This is a genomic window from Spirillospora sp. CA-142024 (assembly GCF_050942325.1).
GTDB lineage: Bacteria > Actinomycetota > Actinomycetes > Streptosporangiales > Streptosporangiaceae > Spirillospora.
In genome coordinates this window covers 7,026,774-7,043,955 of sequence record NZ_CP192077.1, presented here as the reverse complement: position 1 = coordinate 7,043,955, position 17,182 = coordinate 7,026,774, and the positions used below count along the sequence as shown (strand labels likewise).

Below are 17,182 nucleotides of genomic sequence, written 5' to 3'. Positions count from 1 at the left end.
CGGCGCCCAGTGGTTCCCCTCGGGGCTTCCACCCTGTTTGTAGGCACCGATTGCTAGCGGCAGCGGTCACCGTGGTTGATCGTGTTTCGTACTCGGCAGGGCTGAGATGGCCCAGAGCCGAGTGCCGGCGGTGGGTGTTGCGGAAGGCCAGCCGGCGCCGCCGCCGCGGGCGCGCACCGCGGCGGGTCGTCACCGACGACGCCTTTCCTGGGGCCATAGCGGAATGGAATCGAAGAAGATCCGAGTGGGCATCATCGGAGCGAGCCCGGACCGGGGCTGGGCGGCTCGGGCACACGTGCCGGCCTTGGCGGCACTGCCGGAGTATGAGATCACCGCGGTCGGCACCAGCCGTCCCGAGAGCGCCCGTGCGGCGGCGCGCCGGTTCGGTGCCGCGCGGGCGTTCACCGACGCCCGGCAACTCGCCGAGCATCCCGAGGTGGACCTGGTCGTCATCACCGTCAAGGTTCCCGCGCATGCCGAACTGGTCGAGGCCGCATTGGCAGCCGGCAAGCACGTGTACTGCGAGTGGCCGCTGGCCCGTACCGCCGAAGAGGCCGAGACTCTCGCGACGTCAGCCCGCAGTGCGGGTGTCCACCACGCGATCGGGCTGCAGGCGCGCCATGCCCCTGCGATCGCCTATGCCCGCGACCTGGTCGCGGGTGGCCATCTCGGACGTGTGACCTCGGCCACCGTGTACGCCGCCCGGGGCAAGGGGGCCGGGGGCCGAATCCCCGCCTGGGCCGCCTACACCCTCGACCGCGAAACCGGCGCCGGCACACTCGAGGTCGCGGCCGGGCACACGCTCGATGCGCTGCAGCACCTACTGGGCAGCATCGGTGACCTCTCGCCACCTTGTCCATACAGCATGCCGTCTCCACCATCGCCGAAACCGGCGAGGTGGTCGAGGCAACAAGCCCCGCCCACGTCCTGCTCAACGCGACCCTCGTCAGCGGCGCCGTCGTGTCCGCTCACATCCACGACGCCAAGGGGACCGATGCCCGGACCCGGCTGGAAATCTCCGGTACCGAGGCAGACCTCGCCGTCGTCTCCACCGCAGCAGGCGGCCCGGCGGGCATCCAGATCGGTGAACTGCGCCTGCTCGGGACAGACGCCTCGGATGCCACTTGGCGGGAACTGCCCATCCCCACCCGATACCGCTGGGCCGCCGGGATTGATCCGGCCGCCGAGGGCTTCAACGTGGCTCAGATGTATGCCCGACTGGCCCTCGATCTGCGCACGGGCTCACGCGGTGTCCCAGACTTCGACGCCGGTCTGCGGTTGCACCGTCTTCTTGACGCCATCAGGGTCTCCGCGGATACGGGCACCCGCCAGTCCTTGGGCTGAACAGGCCGGACTGATAGGGGCAGACGCCCTTCTGATGCGGGCCCTACTACGACCTCCGGAACGTGCAATTCGACAAGTCGACGGCGCTCAGGCCGGTCGTGGCCGACCTCAGCGGTGCTCTCTCGCCTCTGGTGAACCTGCTGGCCACGACGGCCGCCGAGATCGCCGGCGAGGAGCGCGACATCGCCTCGGTCGACCCCTACGAGGTGAGGCTCCTGTGGGAGAGCCTCACCGAACTCCACCAGGTCGTGCAGAGCCACTCCTTCAGGAGGTTCACGAGGTCTGGAGATTTCGGCCTCTGAGAGGCGCTCCGACGTCCGCATCCAGGGGGCGCGGCCAACCACCGCGCCCCTACCTAGAAGACTCCACCGGCCCAACAGTGCGTGATCTCGGCGGAGAGCCTAGACCCCGAGGCTTCACACGCACCATGAGCGGATTCCGCGAGGGCGCGTGGGGCTCGCCGTCAGGTGGTGTACCCGCCGTCCACGGCGATAGAGGTGCCGGTGATGTAGCGGCCGCCGGGGCCGGCCAGGTAGGCCACCGCGGCGGCGATGTCCTCGGCCTCGCCGTACCGTCCGAGGGCGGTGAGGGATCGCTGGAAGTCCGCGGTCTCGCCATCGGCCGGGTTCATGTCGGTGTCGATAGGGCCCGGGTCCACGATGGTGGCGGTGATCCCGAGCGGCCCCAGTTCCCGGGCCAGTCCCTTGGTCAGCCCGATGAGCGCGGATTTGGCCATCGCCTGCAGGACGAAGTTCGAGCCGGGAACGCGTCCGTTGAAGCACGACCCGACGCTGATGATCCGCCCGCCGTCGCCCATGTGCCGGGCGGCCGTCTGGGCGGCCAGGAACACCGACCGGACGTCCACGGCGAGCACCCGGTCCAGTTCCGAGACCGACACTTCCGCCACCGGGCCGTAGGTCAGAAAGCCCGCGTTGTTGACCAGAATGTCGATGCGGCCCAGCTCTCTCACCGTCTGATCCACTGCATGCGCTGCCGCCTCTGGATGTGCCAGGTCGGCTTGGACGACCGCCACCCTGCCACCGTCCGCCTCGATCTGCTTGGCGACCTCGCGCGCTTGGTCCGCGCCCTGGACGTAGGTCAGCGCAATCGCCGCCCCCTGCTTGGCCAGCCGGCTTGATACCGCCGCGCCGATCCCGCGGCTGCCGCCGGTCACCAGCGCCACCTTGCCGGTCAGATCACTCATCGATGCCTCCTCGCAGACGGGTCGCTCAGCCGGCATGGTAAAAGTTGTCATCAGTGTCAGGTTCAAGTCATCGTCACCCGAGGTGAGGAATGCGGATCGGCGAACTGGCCCGGCGCAGCGGGGTGAGTGAGCGTTCCCTGCGCTACTACGAAACGCAAGGACTGCTGCGCGCGGAGCGGACACCCGGCGGCCACCGTGAGTACGGCGAGTGGGCGGTCGACCGCGTCATACGCATCCAGACGCTCTATGCCGCGGGCCTGAACAGCCGGAAGATCGCACAACTGCTGCCCTGCATGAAAGACGCCGACGGTCGCCCGAACGAGATCGCCACCCCGCAACTGGTCGACGAACTCACCGCGGAGCGCGCACGCATCGAGCGCATGATCGCCGATCTGCTTCGCTCCCGCGACGTCCTGGACGAAGTGATCGAAACGGCGTCCGAGAATGCGGCCACCGGCCCGGCTCCCCTCACGCGTCGAAGCATTGCCCGTTGAGGAAGCCGCTTCCCACGCGCTGGAGGACATCCCCAACGACTCCGCGGCCGCAGTTCGCCCCACGACAGCCCCTGGTGTGAGGCCGAGCCGGTCTTCCTTCGTGCTGCCGCCGCAGTGACTGTCGATTGCCCATGCCCGCAAATCCATGCTTCACTGCAAGTGATGAGTCGATTGCAGCTTGTGTTGAGTGAGAGTTGATCCTCATCACCCGTGGTGTGGACGAGTGGGTCTGCGAGCAGGCCGCTGCGGACGCCGGGACCTCGCCTGCGCGAACGCCGGAGCAGAACCGCAGACGCCGCTCTGGCCGGCTCCGGCATACCGAAAGGGCCTGTGCGGCCCGAGTGGCCCATTCCGCCACGGTGCGCGGAGGGGCCGTCAGAATGGAGGAAGGGATGCTGGCCGAGGCGAGCTGGTTGTTACAACTGATCGATGGCGGCCGGGTCCTTCGCCGCCGGCGCGGCCCGGCGCCGCCGGCGGAGGCGATCATCTCCAGGAGTGAGCAGCGAGAGCTGGCCGGGAAGATGCGGGCCTTGCCCGGCCTGCACGCCGGCCGGTTACCCGCCCGGACGCTGGAGCGGATCTCGATGCTCGCCGGCGCGGGCCAGTGGGAGAAGGCAGTGGATCAGCTGATCACCAGCTTGAGCTCGCACCGCGAAACCCTGTCCAGTACCGAACATGATGATCTACACGCGCTGGCCAAGACGCTGGGCCTGCCCACCGGGCGCCTCGACGCCCTGCCCGTCCGCCTCAGTGAAGTGCCGACGGCAGTGCCTCCTGCACCAACAACCCCCGTTGGTGAAGGGCCGTCGTTGTTGCCCTTCAAGTCCCGCTGTGGGAACTGTTCCGGCAGGTGGTGCCTCCTGTTCCGACGCCGTCGCAGGGCCAGGGGCTTCAGTGCAGGGACCGGAAGGTGCCGGCGACGGTCAGGCGGATGCTGCGCGAGCACGACACCACCGGAATCGGACCGGCGACCGTGACCTGGTGTTGGCAGGCGGCGGACTTGAAATCGCTACACCCCGATCTGTCACTCTGAGTGATCACAGCAGAGGCGCCGGGGTCGAATACAGACCACTTGATCAACGACTCCTGCCGGCCTCAAGCCGCGACCACGGGCTGATCCGGCTCACCGGCGGCCGCGGAACCAGCGCTTCTCCGGCGTCCCCGCTCATGGTGATTCCACCTCTACGAGGTGGGCCACGACCGTCTCCGTGAGCGCCGCGAGGGCCTCCACCTGGGCGGGGGTCAGCAGGTCGATGAGGTGGCGGCGCACGGACTCCACGTGGTGCGGGGCGGCCTCCTCGATCGTCCGGAGGCCCTCGTCGGTGAGGACGATGACCGCGGCACGTCCGTCGGCCGGGCTGGTGTCGCGGGTGACGAGACCGCGCCGCTGCATCCGGGTCACATGGTGCGACAGCCGGCTCGGCGACCAGCGCATGTGCCCGGCGAGTTCGGTCAGCCGCATGCGGGCGCCGGGCGCCTCGGAAAGGTTCGACAGCACGTCGTAGTCGGCCTCCGACAGGCCCGAGTCGGCCGCCAGGTCCCGGGCGATCTGCTGGTCGAGCAGCAGGGACAGGCGCCGATAACCACGCCAGGCGCGGTCTTCGGCGGGGGTGAGCCAGCGCGGTTCGTCCATGCCGCCATCCTATTTGACATGTCACATATCGCGTGATTATTTTCTTGACATGTCAAACAGATGGCGTCGACTCGGCGGCCTGTACGCCGGCCTTGTGTTCTTCGGCGTCAGTATCGGGCTGATGGTCCGCGCCGGACTGGGGCTCGACCCATGGGACGTCCTCCACCAGGGCCTGGCCGGACGGACCGGCCTTCCGCTCGGCTGGATCGTCAACCTCACGGCCGCGCTGGTGCTGCTGCTCTGGTTCCCGCTGCGTCAGCGGCCCGGGCTCGGGACGGTCAGCAACGTGATCGTCGTGGGTCTTGCCGCCGACGCGACGCTGACGGTCGTCGCAGAACCGCATCAACTCGGCTGGCGGGTCGCGTTCCTCGTGGCCGGCATCGTCGGCAACGGCGCGGCGACGGGTCTGTACATCGGCGCAGGCCTCGGTCCCGGGCCGCGGGACGGGCTCATGACCGGCCTCGCCGCACGCGGCCACTCGACCCGGGTCATGCGCACCGCGATCGAGGTCACCGTGCTGGCACTCGGCTGGCTGCTCGGCGGGACCGTCGGGATCGGGACCCTCTTGTACGCGCTGAGCATCGGCCCCCTCGCCCAGTTCTTCATATCCAAACTGGAGGTACGACCATGCGCTACGGCCTGAACATCTCCACCTCGGCCGCCCCCGGCGCCGATCCGGTCGGCGATGCCCGCAAGGCCGAGGAACTCGGCTTCGACTTCGTGTCCGCCTCGGATCACCCCTGCACCGCACACCCGAGCATGGAGACCTGGACGATGCTCTCGTGGATCGCCGCGGCGACGTCCAGGATCGGCATCGCCACCCGCGTCCTGGGCGTGCCCTACCGCAATCCCGCCATGGTCGCGAAGATGGCCGAGACCTTCGACCGGTTGTCCGGCGGGCGGCTCGTGCTCGGGCTCGGCGGCGGGTACTCCGATGACGAGTTCCGGGCCTTCGGCATGCGTGTCCTCACCCCCTGGGACAAGATCGACGGTCTTGAGGAGGCCGTCCGCATCACCCGCGGCCTGTGGTCCGAACCGGCCTTCACCTTCCGGGGCCGGCTGCACCACACCGACGCGGCCCGCCTGGAGCCCAAACCCGGGCACCGGATCCCGATCTGGCTCGGCACCTTCGGGCCGAGGGCGCTCGACCTCACCGGACGGCTGGCCGACGGGTGGATCCCGTCGCTCGGCTTCGCCCCGCCCGAGAAGGCCAGAGAGATGCGAGAGCGCGTCCTGACCGCCGCCGAAGCCGCCGGACGGAATCCGGCGGACATCACCTGCGCCTACAACCTCGGCATCCGGATCGGCGAGCACACCCAAGCCGACCCGGGCACCGTGAGCGGCCCCGCCGACGCCGTCGTCGAGAAACTCCTCAGCTTCACCAGCATGGGCTTCACCTCGTTCAACTTCATGCTCGCCGGCCCCGGCACCGACGAGCAGGCCGAGCGGCTCGCCCATGAGGTCCTCCCCGAACTACGCAAGGAGACGACCGGCCTGACGGTGTGACCCCCGGCCCCGGTGTGCTCGCCGCGGCGAGGGAGCGGAGAAGCGGGGGAGTCGCCGCGACGGCGACGACGGCCGGCAGCGCGATCGCTGGGAGCAGGTCCAACGAATGACCCCAGAGTTCCCTGAGAGCCCTTCTGCCGCTGTAGTCCCTGGGCCTGGGCTTCTTCGCCGTTCCGTACCAGGTGTGTAATCCGATCCGCCTTCAGGATTCCTGAAGTCTCATCCCGGTTTCCGGGCCACAGCGCAATACCCCCACCGCGAGCCCTCACTGTCGGCGGCCTCGGGGTCTTCAGCACCCCATTCCCCGAAGTAGCACAGTTCGGACGGCGCCCCCTGATACGGCGGGACGATCTCCAGACCGATGAAGAAGCGCTCGATCTCGGCGCGTGACCGCGGGTGGACACCGCCGGCCGACGAGCTGGTGAACAGCCCCTTGATGTCGTTGATCGTGTCGTCCACCCGCCGGTCGGTGGTCACCGACGACAGCACGAGGTAACTGCCGGGCACCAGCCGGCTCATGTACTGCTGGACGAGACCCCAAGGGTCGTCCTCGTCCGGCACGAAGTGCGGCACCGTCACCAGCAGGAGCGCCACCGGCTGAGCGAAATCGATCATGGTGCGGGTCTTGGCGTGCTCGAGCAGTGTCTCCGGGTCGCGGAAGTCCGCCGTGAGGACCGCGGTGCCGGGCACGCCCTCCAGCAGCGCCGTCGCGTGGATCTCGACCAGCGGGTCGTTGTCGGCATACAGGATCCGCGCGTCGGGAGCGACCGCGTGGGCGGCGTCGTGGGTGTTGTTGCCGGTCGGCAGGCCGGCGCCGATGTCGACGAACTGCCGGATGCCGTGCTCGGCCAGCCACTTCACCGAGCGCTGCAGGAAGCCCCGGTTGGCCCACGCGGTGTCCACCATGTCGGGCATCGCCTGGCGGAGGCCCTCGGCGACCGCGCGGTCGGCCGCGTAGTTCGCCGTGCCGCCCAGGATGTAGTCGTAGATTCGGGCAGGGCTGGGGACGGTGGGGTCCACTCCCGGTGGAGCCTGCTCAATACCGCTATCGCTCATTGCGCCTCCGTCGCCGCACCGTGTGATGCACGAATTATGAGGCATTGCCACCGGCCGCAGCGACGCATCCGGCAACAGAGATGACGCGGAAACGGGGGAGGTGGGAACATCCTTCATCATCTGTACCCCGAATCGCGATCGCTCCTTCTGGCCGTTGAGCGGGTCAAGCGAGGTGAGCGGCTTCCAGTCAGTGAATCCACGCTGCGCCAAAGCCGATATCGTGCCTGGTTCCCGCTTTTCGGTGGGTTCCATCCCCTTGCGAGGATCCGTCGATGAGAACGTGACGTTTTGGGCATTTTGCCGTCGATGGCACGGCGGGCGGTGAGCCGCACTGGGTTCCGTGCAGGATCTCAAGGCAGCGTTCCGCTTTGCTGGGGCGCCGCCGGGTCCAGCTTCGGCTACGCCCGGTTCGAAGGCGGCGCGGTCGGCTTCGACGGAGCAACGGGGCAGCGGCCATTAGGGCTCCCGCATGGCGCGGCCGGTCACCTGTCGTAGAACGATGGCGGTTGCCCGTTGTGGCCATCTGATGGCGGAGATGGGGGACGGGCTCGTTGACTGATCTGCTGTGGATCGGATGACGCGGCTTCGCCGCCGGGGACAGTACGAACTCGCGCGGCCGGTCGTGCGCGGCATGGGGGCGGCGCTGGCCGGGTTAGGGCTGGCCGTCCTGGCGGTGGTGTACGCGATCGCGTTGTGGCGGATGCCGGACTGGATGCACCAGCACGATCCCAAAGACCGGCACAACGCGCGGCTGTTGGTGGTGTCGGCCGGCGGCGCGATCGTGGTGGCGGTGTCGCTGCTGTACACCGCCCGTTCCTATCGACTCAGCCACCGCGGGCAGGTCACCGACCGGTTCACCAAGGCCCTGGAACGCCTCAGCTCCACCGACATCGACGCCCGACTCGGCGGCATCCACGCCCTGGCCCACGTCGCCGCCGACTCCCGCCCGCACCACGACGACGTCGTGGAGGTCCTGGAAGCGTTCGTCCGCCGCCGCGCCCCCAGAGCCCACCGCGACGATGGGCCGACCCTGGCCCCGCGTCCTCGCCTGCCCGAGTGGCCCGACTCCGACGTCCAGGCCGCGTTGACCGCGCTCGGCCGGCGGCCCCAACGGCCAGAACGCCGCACCCTGGACCTCAGTGTCCTCCACCTGGCCGGAGCCCGCCTTGCAGGCATGGACCTGAGCGCGGTGGAACTGAGGCTCACGAATCTGGCGGGCGCGAATCTGGCGGGCGCGAACCTAAAGCGCGCGAACTTGGTGGCGGCGAACTTGTCGGGCGCAAAGCTGGAGGGCGCGACTCTGGTAAATGCGTTCCTGATGAGCGTGGACCTGACAAGCGCAAACCTGGAGGGCGCGGACCTGAGGGGCACAGGCGTGGACGGGACCTTGGGGGGCGCGAACCTTAGAGGCGCGGACCTGAGGGGTGCGGGCCTGGGGGGCGTGCATCTGTCGTTCGCGACCCTGGTGAGAGCGAACTTGAAGGAAGCAGACCTGCGGGGCGCACGACTATGGAATGCGGACTTGTCAAGCGCGAACCTGAAGGGCGCGAACCTCCAAGGCGCGGACCTGATGGAGGCATATCTGTGGGGCGCGGACCTGGCGCACGCGGACCTGGCGCACGCGGACCTGAGGGACGCGATCCTGAAGGAGGCTGACCTGCGGGGTGCTGACCTGACGCACGCTGACCTTAGGGCCGCAGACCTCAGGGGAGCAGATCTACGCGAGGTGACCGGCCCGTCCGAGCAGGAGATCCGGGCGGTGGTGTCAGTGGACGAGTACAGCCGTTTCTAGCTGTCCACTAAACGTATGGCAGGCCTGCGGTCCAGCGGCCGCTCGGTCAGCGAGGGTCACTCTGGTGTGGCCGAGGGGATCGAGGTGACGGCGATGTCCATCGGATGAGGACAAGCCGACGGTCGGGCGCATGCTGGCTCGGCTCGTGGATTCGCGGACCGAACTTGTATTGACCTCTTGTGCTGGATGGTCGAGCAGAGACCTGTTCGCTTCTGCGGCCGCGGCAGCGCCGTGTCGCGCGGTACTGCGGCCTCCACCGGGCTTCGTGCCACCGAGCGAGAAGCAGTTCTGCGTGGCCGTGGCTACTTCGGGACATCAGAGGCTGCGAGATCCCTCGCATGACGGAGGTGATCACGCCCGCACTGATCCGATACTGGGTGGATGTCGAATCAGTTCCGCGATCTCGGTCGTCTGCGGTCGCGTGCGGGCGTCGGCCGTCTCGTGGACGTGTTGGTCGCCGCGGCGGTCGCCGTCCCGGTGTTCGTGCCGTTCGCCACGGCGCCGGAGGTGACGCCGCTCGGCGTGGTGTTCAACCTCGGCACGGTCGTGCCGCTTGTGTGGCGGCGGCGGGCGCCGTTCGCGATCGCGCTGGTCGTGACGGCCTTCGCGATGGGGGTGAGCCTGCATCACCGGCCGGGCCAGATGTTGCAGTACGGCGGACTGGTGGCCATCTACACGCTCGCTGACCTGGGGCGGCATCGCTGGCAGCGCTGGGGGTTCATCAGCGCGCTAGTGGCGACGATCCCGCCCGGTGCGCTACTCGTCAAGGACAACGACGCGGGCGAGTTCATGTTCACGCTGCTCCTGCCCATGACGGCGTTCCTGCTCGGCACGCTGACGCGGACCGCGCGGGAGCGGTCGGACGCGTTGGTGGAACGCTCCGCGCAGCTCGAACGCGAACGCGAGGCGCTCGAACGCGAGCGCGAGGCCGAGGCGGCGCGGGCGGCGGCGGAGGAAAGGGCCCGCATCGCCCGCGACATGCACGACGTGCTCGCGCACGCCGTCAGCATCATGGTCGTGCAGGCCGAGGCCGGTCCGGTGGTGGTCCGCACCGATCCGGACCAGGCCGAACGGGTCTTCGACGCGATCGCCGACGCGGGCCGGGACGCGATGGCCCAGCTGCGCCGCATGCTGGGCGTCCTCAAGGAGGAGCAGGACCACGGCGTGCGCACGCCTCAACCGACCATCGGCGCGCTGCCCGGCCTTGTCGAACACGTCAACCGCACCCAGGTGAACGTGCGGCTCGCGGTCGAGGGCGAGAGCCGTGACCTGCCGCCCGACGCCGACCTGGCGGCGTACCGCATCGTGCAGGAGGCGCTCACCAACACGGTGAAGCACGCCGACGCGCGGACGGCCGAGGTCCGGCTCCGCTGGACCGACCACGAACTGGAGATCACGGTGACCGACGACGGGCAGGGCCGCGACGAAACGGAACCGGGCTGGCGGCGCGGCGGCGACGGGCTCATCGGCATCCGCGAACGCGTCCACGCCTGCGGCGGCATGGCCGAGGCCGGTTCCCTGCCGGGCGGCGGGTTCCGGGTCTTCGCACGTCTCCCCTACGCCGCGACGGTGGCCGCATGATCCGGGTGGTGCTCGCCGACGACCAGGAACTCGTCCGCAGCGGCTTCGCGATGATTCTGGACGCGCAGCCCGACATCACGGTGGTGGGCGAGGCGGGCGACGGCGCCGCCGCGATCGCCGCGGTGAGCGAACACGACCCCGACGTCGCGCTGCTCGACATCCGCATGCCGGGCCTGGACGGCATCGAAGCGGCGAAGGTCGTGTGCGCCGAGACCCGGACCCGCACGATCATGCTCACCACGTTCGACCAGGACGACTACGTCTACGACGCTCTCTACGCCGGTGCCAGCGGGTTCCTTCTCAAGGACGTGCGCCGCGACGACCTGGTGCACGCGGTCCGGGTGGTGGCGGCGGGAGAGTCGCTGCTCGCGCCCGCCGTCACCCGCCGCCTCATCTCCGACATCACGCGCAACCGCCCGCGCGCCGGCACGACCACCTCCGAGCGCCTGTCGGTCCTGACCGAACGCGAACGCGAGACACTGCGTCTCCTCGGCCGCGGCCTGTCGAACGCGGAGATCGCCACGGCCATGGTGGTCAGCGAGCACACCGTGAAGACCCACGTGAGCAACGTCCTGGCCAAGCTCGGCATCCGCGACCGCGTCCAAGCCGTGATCGCCGCGTACGAGACCCGGCTGATCGAGCCCTCCTGAGGGACGGATCCGTCGCGCGGGGGAGACGCACCTCGGTTCTCCCCCACGCGACCGATGCCCGAAGACCGCTCGCGGCGGCGATCCGTCCGGCCGCCGGTTTCCCGAAGATCGAGAACGTAGGAACGCAGGCCTCGAACTCCGGGAGAACCGCTCATGACAAGGATCGCCTTTCATCTCGCCCCCGCCCTCATGCTCGCCTACGGTGTCGTCCGGCTCATCGACGGCCGCGACGGGCAACACGGCCCAGGACCCGCCTGGACGGCGGGCCACCTGATCTTCCTCGGTTCCCTCCTGCTGTACGGCGGGGTGATCGCGGGCCTGTACGGCCGCATCCGGGCCACCGCCGGCGGCACCGCGCGCCGGGTCACGGCAGGCGCCGCGACCGCGGTCGCCGCCTTGGGACTGGTGACGTTCGTCCGCGTCGCGATCGTCGACATCGTCGTCGGCCTCCGGGCCGCGGACCCCGCCGAGAAGAGCATGCTCGCCGACCGGTACGCCGACGTCCCCGCCGTACTCCCCCAAGCGGTCTACGAGATCGGCCCGGTGTTGTTCATGATCGGGCTGCTCGCGCTCCTCATCCAGCTCGCGGTCGTCACCCCGGGACGCAAGGTGGTGGCCGTCCTGAGTCCCGTCCTGGTCGCCCTCGGCTTCGTCGCCATCACGGCGAATCTGGACCTGCTCCCGGCGGGTGCGGCGGTGATCTGGCTCGCTCTCGTCCTGGTCACCCGCAAGCAGGGCCCGTCCTCTTCCCCGCACGCCGGTGCCAGGGCCCGCGTCGCGGCCTAACCCGACGGAGGCCGCATGACCGAGCACTACTGAACACACAGGGGACACACATGATCGAGCAAAGGCGTGCACTGCGCGGCGCACTCCCCTCGGCCGTGGCGGCCGGTGTCGCGGCGAGCGCACTGACCGGCACCGGAATGGCACAGGCCCGCGGTGCTGCGTCCGGAGCCGGCCGTACCGACCGGGCTCAGCCGTATCAACTCCTGCACCGGCTGACCACGGTCGACGGCGGCCCCGGAGCACTCCTCCACCTGCGGGATCGGCGCGGCAACATTGTGCTGACCAGCGGCGTCGCGGACGTGAACAGCCAGGCGCCGGTAGCCCGCGACAGCAGGTTCCGGATCGGCAGCATGACCAAGCCGTTCGTGGCTACGGTCGTACTCCAGCTCGTGGGAGAGCATCGCGTCTCGCTCGATGCGCCGGTGGAACGCGATCTACCCGGCGTCGTCCGCGGCGAAGGCAACGACCGGCGGGCGACCTGGTGAACCTCGCGCTCGCCCACCCACCGACGTTCGCGCCCGGCACCGGCTGGCGCTACTCCAACACCAACTACCTGTCGGCAGGCATGCTCATCGAGAAGGTGACCGGCAACACCTGGGCCGAGGAGATCCGCAGGCGCATCATCGCCCCGCTGGGCCTTCGCGACCGCACCCGCGCGGATATGTGCGGCCGGGCCAGGACGCACCGCTCATGCACCTCACCGCGTTCAACCCCTCGGCCGCAGACTCGGCCGGCGCGATGATCTCCAGCGGTGCCGATGTCGACCGGTTCCTGGGCGCTCTCGTCGACGGCCGGCTGCTGCGCCCGGCCCAGCTGCGGGAGATGATGCGAACCCGGCCCACCAGCGACCCCGACGGCCTGACGTGCGGCTTCGGCCTGGAGAGCAGGCCACTGCCCTGCGGCGGCCTGTACTGGGGGCACAGCGGCGACATCTTCGGATACGAGACCGTGGGCGGCGCCACGGTCAATGGCAGCCAGGCAACGGTCATGGTGAACCTCGACCCGAGTGGTACGGACGCGCAGAGCGACGACATGAAGACCGCGGTCCAGACGGCGCTCTGCCAGGACCGGTCCGCCACCTTTCGGTGGCGTCCCCCAAACCGTCCTCGCCGACTGGACAGCCGCACCACATAGGCCACTCTCGCGAGTCTCCGGCCCGGAACTCTGGAGTCACAGAAGACTGATCGTCTCGCATGTGCCAAACGTGTGCGGGTGTTGCCTTGCCGGAGGGACGTCAGGCGGTGGGTGAGTTCGCGGCGGGAGAAGGGGTCGCCGGGGGCGTTGCGGATGTGGATGCCGATGGCGTAGGTGTCGCGGATCTGCATGAGGGTTTCATAGCCGTCCCTTGGCAGTGGTAAGACAGGTCAGGCTGGGCGCGCCCGGCAGGATTCGAACCCGCGACCGTCGGATTGGAAGTCCGGAGCTCAACGGCGGCTCCCTGCCCTGGTTCACCTGCGCGTACTCTCCAGCGGCACGACGATGTGGGCAAGATCATTCCGCGCATACACCGGATCTTGCTCGTGAGGCCACTTCCTGCCCCTGCGGGGAGTCTCCACGCCCAGCTGTGCGCACAGGTAGATTGAGCAACATGACCGCTCAGCCCGAGGAACCGACTGCGCCGCGTGATCCGGGCGAGGATCCGGCTGCGATCTTCAATGCGCTCCCGCCGGCGCATCGTGACCAGTTCCGGGCCGAGTATGACGAGGCGCTCGACGCCGCTCACGACCTGGCGCGCTTCAAGCAGGTCCAAACCCTGCTACGTCAGTGGCGCCTTCGGGCCATCGCCTATGACCGTCCCGGATACGACGCGGCGGTACAAGACGCCCTGCATGGCAGGGAAGAGAGCTTCGTTCGCTACACGCCGCCGGGCTGGGAAGGCCAGGTGTGACGTACCGCTGGGACGGCTTCCACGGACGCGCGCTGTACGAGCTGAACGGGCTCCCTAACGAAGTCCGCGACGGCCCACTACTTGAGCGCCCCCTCGACCTCCTGGAAACGCCGTGGGACGCGGTGCCTGAGCGGCCAGGCCAGACAGCCATCCGACACGCCTTCTTCGGCGCCAACAGCGAGGGCATGCTCACGCTACTGGTCGACGACAAGGCCGAGACGCTGCGCATCATCGACATCCTGTGGATGGGGTAGCGGCGTAGCCGCTGTTCTTCCCCCACCTTCCTTCCCCCGACCCGTCGAGACCTGTACCTAACGGCTGACAGGTTTCGGCCGCCGCCGTCCAAGAAACCGGCAACCGTTCGATTACTGCCATCACCGCAGGTCAACCTGTGTGCGCCTGGTCGTGAGTGCCAGCAGTTGTAAGCCTCTGTTGCGGTACTACGTGCTGTACTGCATTGCTCTCGTCACAGCTACCGGCTTGCAAAGCCGATCACGAACCTCCGTCCGACCTGGCGAACCACTGACCTGGGCCTCCTCGGCGATCTCCCCGCAAGTGACCGTGAGTCCCCCTTGATCACCGCCCCATCGGGCACGCAACGGGCACGCTGGCGGATTTACAGTGCGTCACGGATTCGCGAGGTGCGCACCCTCTGACCTGCGAAGAATCAGCAACCTGCCCTCTTGGTGGCGTGCGTGATTCCGCGTATTTTCCGGATCTTGAAACTCGATGCATCCTCCCCCGTCTTGTCCGAGTCGAGGCAGCCCACCATCCAGGACCGCTGCCGTGACAACCATCACCCACGCCTCCCGATCCCTTGCAGTTACCGACGGCAGCCAAGCGACTACAATCCCGAGTGCTGGCCGATTGCGCGATCAAAGATCATCGATCGCCAATAAACGCCGACCAGTGTGCATACACATGCACAGAAAACCGAGGAGGGTACTCATGGCAGATGAAGGTGTGGCCTGCGGCGGATGCGGCGGGCCTGTTACCGACGGGCAGTGCCCCAAGCAGGGCTGCAACGTCAACAAGTAGCCCGAGTCGGTTGGGCCGCGTTCTTTAGCGGCTTAGCCAGGGTTCAATAGGGCCTACTGAGCTGCGGCTCTGTGGGCTGATACATATAGGACGTCCCGGCGGACAGGTGGCTTCGAGCCTCTGACGCCGGGACGTTTCTTCATGTGATCCTCCGCAAGCTCGCCAACTTGAGGCTCACGCGGGGCCGGGCATGTCTCGCCACCCCTGGCCCAGAACCTGCTGCACGGACGCACGACGCTCCGGGGTGCTCGTTCGCGCGAACGGCGAGCAACCCCGTGACAGTCCGTTTCGCGCGAACGAGTGCCCCGGCTCCAGGAGGGGTCTGGGGAACCACGGGGTTCCCCAGTCGCGCACGCTCAACCGAACTTCCGGCAATCTCCCCCGAGGGCTCCAACAGCACTCGACCACAGTCACGCCCTGGTGCTCGTCGCCAAACGGGTTCCACCAGCTCACGCCCGAGGTTCTGTCTCGAAGTGCGGTCTGTTGATCAGCCCAGGCCGATTGATGCTGAGAACCGCGGACTCGGTGAGCAAGGAGCCGCGACGCTTAAGGGCTGGATGAGGTGGGCGCCATGTTGCGCGGCTGGACCTGCTTTGCACGGTAGACCCCTGAGAAGCGCGGATCCGTACTGCGCCAAAACCGGGAGATTTCCAATGATGAACTTCGTTCGCAGGCCGATCGACATCTCCGGGCCCGTCATCTGGGCCTTGGGCGTTGCGAGCATCGCCCTTGCCGGAGGCGTTACCGCGAAGGCCTGCTCCGTCATCGTGGGCGACGACAGCGGCAACGTCCTCAAGCTCCTCGTCGTCTTCGCCATCTGCGCCGTCATCGGCGCTGTCACCTCTGCCGTACGCGGCGTCATCGTTCGCGCCGTCCTCGGCTACCCCTTTCCCTTCCTCGACTTCCTGGTCGCGGGTGGCAACATCGTGGCCGGCGTTGTCATCGGTGCGCTCATCGGCTCCGCTCATGACAGCGACGCCTTCTTCGGCGGACTGATGGGGACCACCGCCGGTTTCTGCATCGCCCTTGGCGGCGTCCTCGTCTCCAGGAGCAAGTGACGCATTTGTGGGGACCTGGCTCTGTGCCGGGTCCATTTGCGGGGACCCGGTGCAGTGCCGGGTCCCTGTCTCTTTGCGTCGACTAGTGCTCGTCGCCGAATGGGCTCAGGGGCTCCGGCGGTGGCTCGTCAGGGCGGCGGCGCGCCCCTGCGGTGGGCGGTTGGGGCGGGGCCGGCGGGCGTGGCGCGGCGCGCGGTCCGGCGCGGCCGTCCGGTGACCGGCGCCCACGCCGCACGCTCCGGGCGGCCTGGCGCGGGGCCGCGCAGCGGCCTGAGCGCCGCCGCCCCTTGACGGGCAGCCGGCGGCCTCCTCGACCTTCCGGCGCAAGCGGGCGGTCTTCAAGCATGCGCTCGGCTACGCGGTCGAACTGGGCGACCTGGCAGCGAATCCTCTCGATCGTGTGAAGTGGCGTCCGCCGAAGCAGAACGGGGCCGTGGACCGGCGCGTCGTGGTGAATCCGGCTCAAGCTCGGGAGCTGCTGACGGCGGTGTCGTATGTCGGCCGGTCACGTGGGCCCCGGCTGCGGGCGATGTTCGCCTGGATGTACTTCGCCGGTCTTCGTCCGGCTGAGGCTGCGGGGCTCCGGCGGCAGGACTGCGAACTTCCGGCAACTGGCTGGGGCCTGATCACGCTCAAGAAGACCCGTCCTCAGACCAACAAGCGATACATCGACTCGGGGGAGACCTTCGATGATCGGGGCCTCAAGCATCGGGAGGACGACATCGTTCGGCCGGTCCCGATCCCTCCTGAGCTGGTGGCGATCCTCCGCGAACACCTCGACGCCTTCGGGACGGCAGAGGATGGGCGGCTGTTCGTCACCAGCGGTGGCCAGTCGTTCTCTGGCTCGGCCTACGCGCAGGTCTGGAAGCGGGCTCGCGCCCTGGCGCTGGCACCTGATCAGGTCGAGTCCCCATTGGCGGCGCGGCCGTACGACCTGCGGCACGCAGCGGTATCGCTGTGGCTGAACGCGGGTGTCCATGCTCCTGAAGCGGCTGAACGTGCCGGGCATGGGGTTGACGTGATGCTGCGTGTTTACGCTAAGTGCATCGACGGGCAACGGGATGTCGCCAACCAGCGCATCGAGGACGCGTTGGCGTGATCGGCAACTACCTTGGAGAGGCTCCGGAGCATTCCGGAGCCTCTCTCCGCGTC

General features: G+C 68.5%; 17 protein-coding genes and 2 pseudogenes. 16 read left to right on the top strand and 3 right to left on the bottom strand.

Annotated elements, in window-relative coordinates; genetic code table 11:
- Positions 1 to 106 precede the first annotated feature (106 nt).
- From ACQPZP_RS33260 to ACQPZP_RS33250, 3 genes and pseudogenes are all read left to right on the top strand, one after another.
- Positions 107 to 820: pseudogene (locus ACQPZP_RS33260) on the top strand (Gfo/Idh/MocA family protein); the annotation flags it as partial.
- Positions 821 to 852: 32 nt separating this feature from the next.
- Positions 853 to 1,344, top strand: coding sequence for a hypothetical protein (locus ACQPZP_RS33255; RefSeq protein ID WP_433473648.1), 492 nt, complete (start codon positions 853 to 855; stop codon positions 1,342 to 1,344).
- A gap of 62 nt (positions 1,345 to 1,406) precedes the next feature.
- The gene (locus ACQPZP_RS33250; protein WP_433473647.1) at positions 1,407 to 1,646 is read left to right on the top strand and encodes a hypothetical protein; all 240 of its coding nucleotides are present in this window, start codon (positions 1,407 to 1,409) and stop codon (positions 1,644 to 1,646) included.
- Positions 1,647 to 1,807: 161 nt separating this feature from the next.
- On the opposite strand, the gene ACQPZP_RS33245 is transcribed toward ACQPZP_RS33250, so the two are convergent.
- Positions 1,808 to 2,548: an SDR family NAD(P)-dependent oxidoreductase gene (locus ACQPZP_RS33245; RefSeq protein ID WP_433473646.1), complete on the bottom strand. Its 741-nt coding sequence runs from the start codon at positions 2,546 to 2,548 to the stop codon at positions 1,808 to 1,810.
- Positions 2,549 to 2,637: 89 nt separating this feature from the next.
- On the opposite strand from ACQPZP_RS33245, the gene ACQPZP_RS33240 reads away from it, so the two are divergent.
- Both ACQPZP_RS33240 and ACQPZP_RS33235 read left to right on the top strand, forming a co-directional pair.
- A complete protein-coding gene (locus tag ACQPZP_RS33240; protein ID WP_433473645.1) occupies positions 2,638 to 3,042 on the top strand; it encodes a MerR family transcriptional regulator in 405 nt (134 codons plus the stop codon).
- A gap of 392 nt (positions 3,043 to 3,434) precedes the next feature.
- Positions 3,435 to 4,019 carry a hypothetical protein gene (locus ACQPZP_RS33235; RefSeq protein ID WP_433473644.1) on the top strand — a complete coding sequence of 195 codons (585 nt, stop codon included), beginning with the start codon at positions 3,435 to 3,437 and terminating at the stop codon, positions 4,017 to 4,019.
- Positions 4,020 to 4,207: 188 nt separating this feature from the next.
- Here ACQPZP_RS33235 and ACQPZP_RS33230 read toward each other — a convergent pair whose 3' ends face one another.
- Positions 4,208 to 4,675, bottom strand: coding sequence for a MarR family winged helix-turn-helix transcriptional regulator (locus ACQPZP_RS33230; protein WP_433473643.1), 468 nt, complete (start codon positions 4,673 to 4,675; stop codon positions 4,208 to 4,210).
- Between the two features lie 49 nt (positions 4,676 to 4,724).
- Here ACQPZP_RS33230 and ACQPZP_RS33225 point away from each other — a divergent pair, with 49 nt between their 5' ends.
- Both ACQPZP_RS33225 and ACQPZP_RS33220 read left to right on the top strand, forming a co-directional pair.
- Positions 4,725 to 5,318 carry a YczE/YyaS/YitT family protein gene (locus tag ACQPZP_RS33225; RefSeq protein ID WP_433473642.1) on the top strand — a complete coding sequence of 198 codons (594 nt, stop codon included), beginning with the start codon at positions 4,725 to 4,727 and terminating at the stop codon, positions 5,316 to 5,318.
- The gene (locus ACQPZP_RS33220; RefSeq protein ID WP_433473641.1) at positions 5,303 to 6,181 is read left to right on the top strand and encodes an LLM class flavin-dependent oxidoreductase; all 879 of its coding nucleotides are present in this window, start codon (positions 5,303 to 5,305) and stop codon (positions 6,179 to 6,181) included. The genes ACQPZP_RS33225 and ACQPZP_RS33220 overlap by 16 nt, the downstream gene beginning before the upstream one ends.
- 219 nt (positions 6,182 to 6,400) lie before the next feature.
- Here the strand turns inward: ACQPZP_RS33220 and ACQPZP_RS33215 are convergent, their stop codons facing one another.
- A complete protein-coding gene (locus ACQPZP_RS33215; RefSeq protein WP_433473640.1) occupies positions 6,401 to 7,237 on the bottom strand; it encodes an SAM-dependent methyltransferase in 837 nt (278 codons plus the stop codon).
- Between the two features lie 574 nt (positions 7,238 to 7,811).
- On the opposite strand from ACQPZP_RS33215, the gene ACQPZP_RS33210 reads away from it, so the two are divergent.
- The 9 genes and pseudogenes from ACQPZP_RS33210 to ACQPZP_RS33170 all read left to right on the top strand — a co-directional run bounded on the left by ACQPZP_RS33210 (position 7,812) and on the right by ACQPZP_RS33170 (position 17,129).
- Positions 7,812 to 9,029, top strand: a complete 1,218-nt coding sequence (locus ACQPZP_RS33210) for a pentapeptide repeat-containing protein (protein ID WP_433473639.1) — start codon at positions 7,812 to 7,814, stop codon at positions 9,027 to 9,029.
- 381 nt (positions 9,030 to 9,410) lie between these two features.
- Positions 9,411 to 10,610 carry a sensor histidine kinase gene (locus tag ACQPZP_RS33205; protein WP_433473638.1) on the top strand — a complete coding sequence of 400 codons (1,200 nt, stop codon included), beginning with the start codon at positions 9,411 to 9,413 and terminating at the stop codon, positions 10,608 to 10,610.
- Positions 10,607 to 11,260, top strand: coding sequence for a response regulator (locus ACQPZP_RS33200; RefSeq protein WP_433473637.1), 654 nt, complete (start codon positions 10,607 to 10,609; stop codon positions 11,258 to 11,260). Before ACQPZP_RS33205 ends, ACQPZP_RS33200 begins: the two co-directional genes overlap by 4 nt.
- Before the next feature lie 153 nt (positions 11,261 to 11,413).
- Entirely contained in the window at positions 11,414 to 12,046 is a 633-nt protein-coding gene (locus ACQPZP_RS33195) for a hypothetical protein (protein ID WP_433473636.1), read from the top strand.
- A gap of 50 nt (positions 12,047 to 12,096) precedes the next feature.
- A pseudogene (locus tag ACQPZP_RS33190) lies at positions 12,097 to 13,180 on the top strand (serine hydrolase domain-containing protein).
- Positions 13,181 to 13,634: 454 nt separating this feature from the next.
- A complete protein-coding gene (locus ACQPZP_RS33185) occupies positions 13,635 to 13,934 on the top strand; it encodes a DUF6247 family protein (RefSeq protein ID WP_433473635.1) in 300 nt (99 codons plus the stop codon).
- Positions 13,931 to 14,188, top strand: coding sequence for a hypothetical protein (locus tag ACQPZP_RS33180; RefSeq protein ID WP_433473634.1), 258 nt, complete (start codon positions 13,931 to 13,933; stop codon positions 14,186 to 14,188). Before ACQPZP_RS33185 ends, ACQPZP_RS33180 begins: the two co-directional genes overlap by 4 nt.
- 1,440 nt (positions 14,189 to 15,628) lie before the next feature.
- Complete coding sequence (locus ACQPZP_RS33175) at positions 15,629 to 16,030, top strand: hypothetical protein (protein ID WP_433473633.1); 402 nt, start codon at positions 15,629 to 15,631, stop codon at positions 16,028 to 16,030.
- Between the two features lie 433 nt (positions 16,031 to 16,463).
- Positions 16,464 to 17,129, top strand: a complete 666-nt coding sequence (locus ACQPZP_RS33170; RefSeq protein ID WP_433473632.1) for a tyrosine-type recombinase/integrase — start codon at positions 16,464 to 16,466, stop codon at positions 17,127 to 17,129.
- Positions 17,130 to 17,182 lie beyond the last annotated feature (53 nt).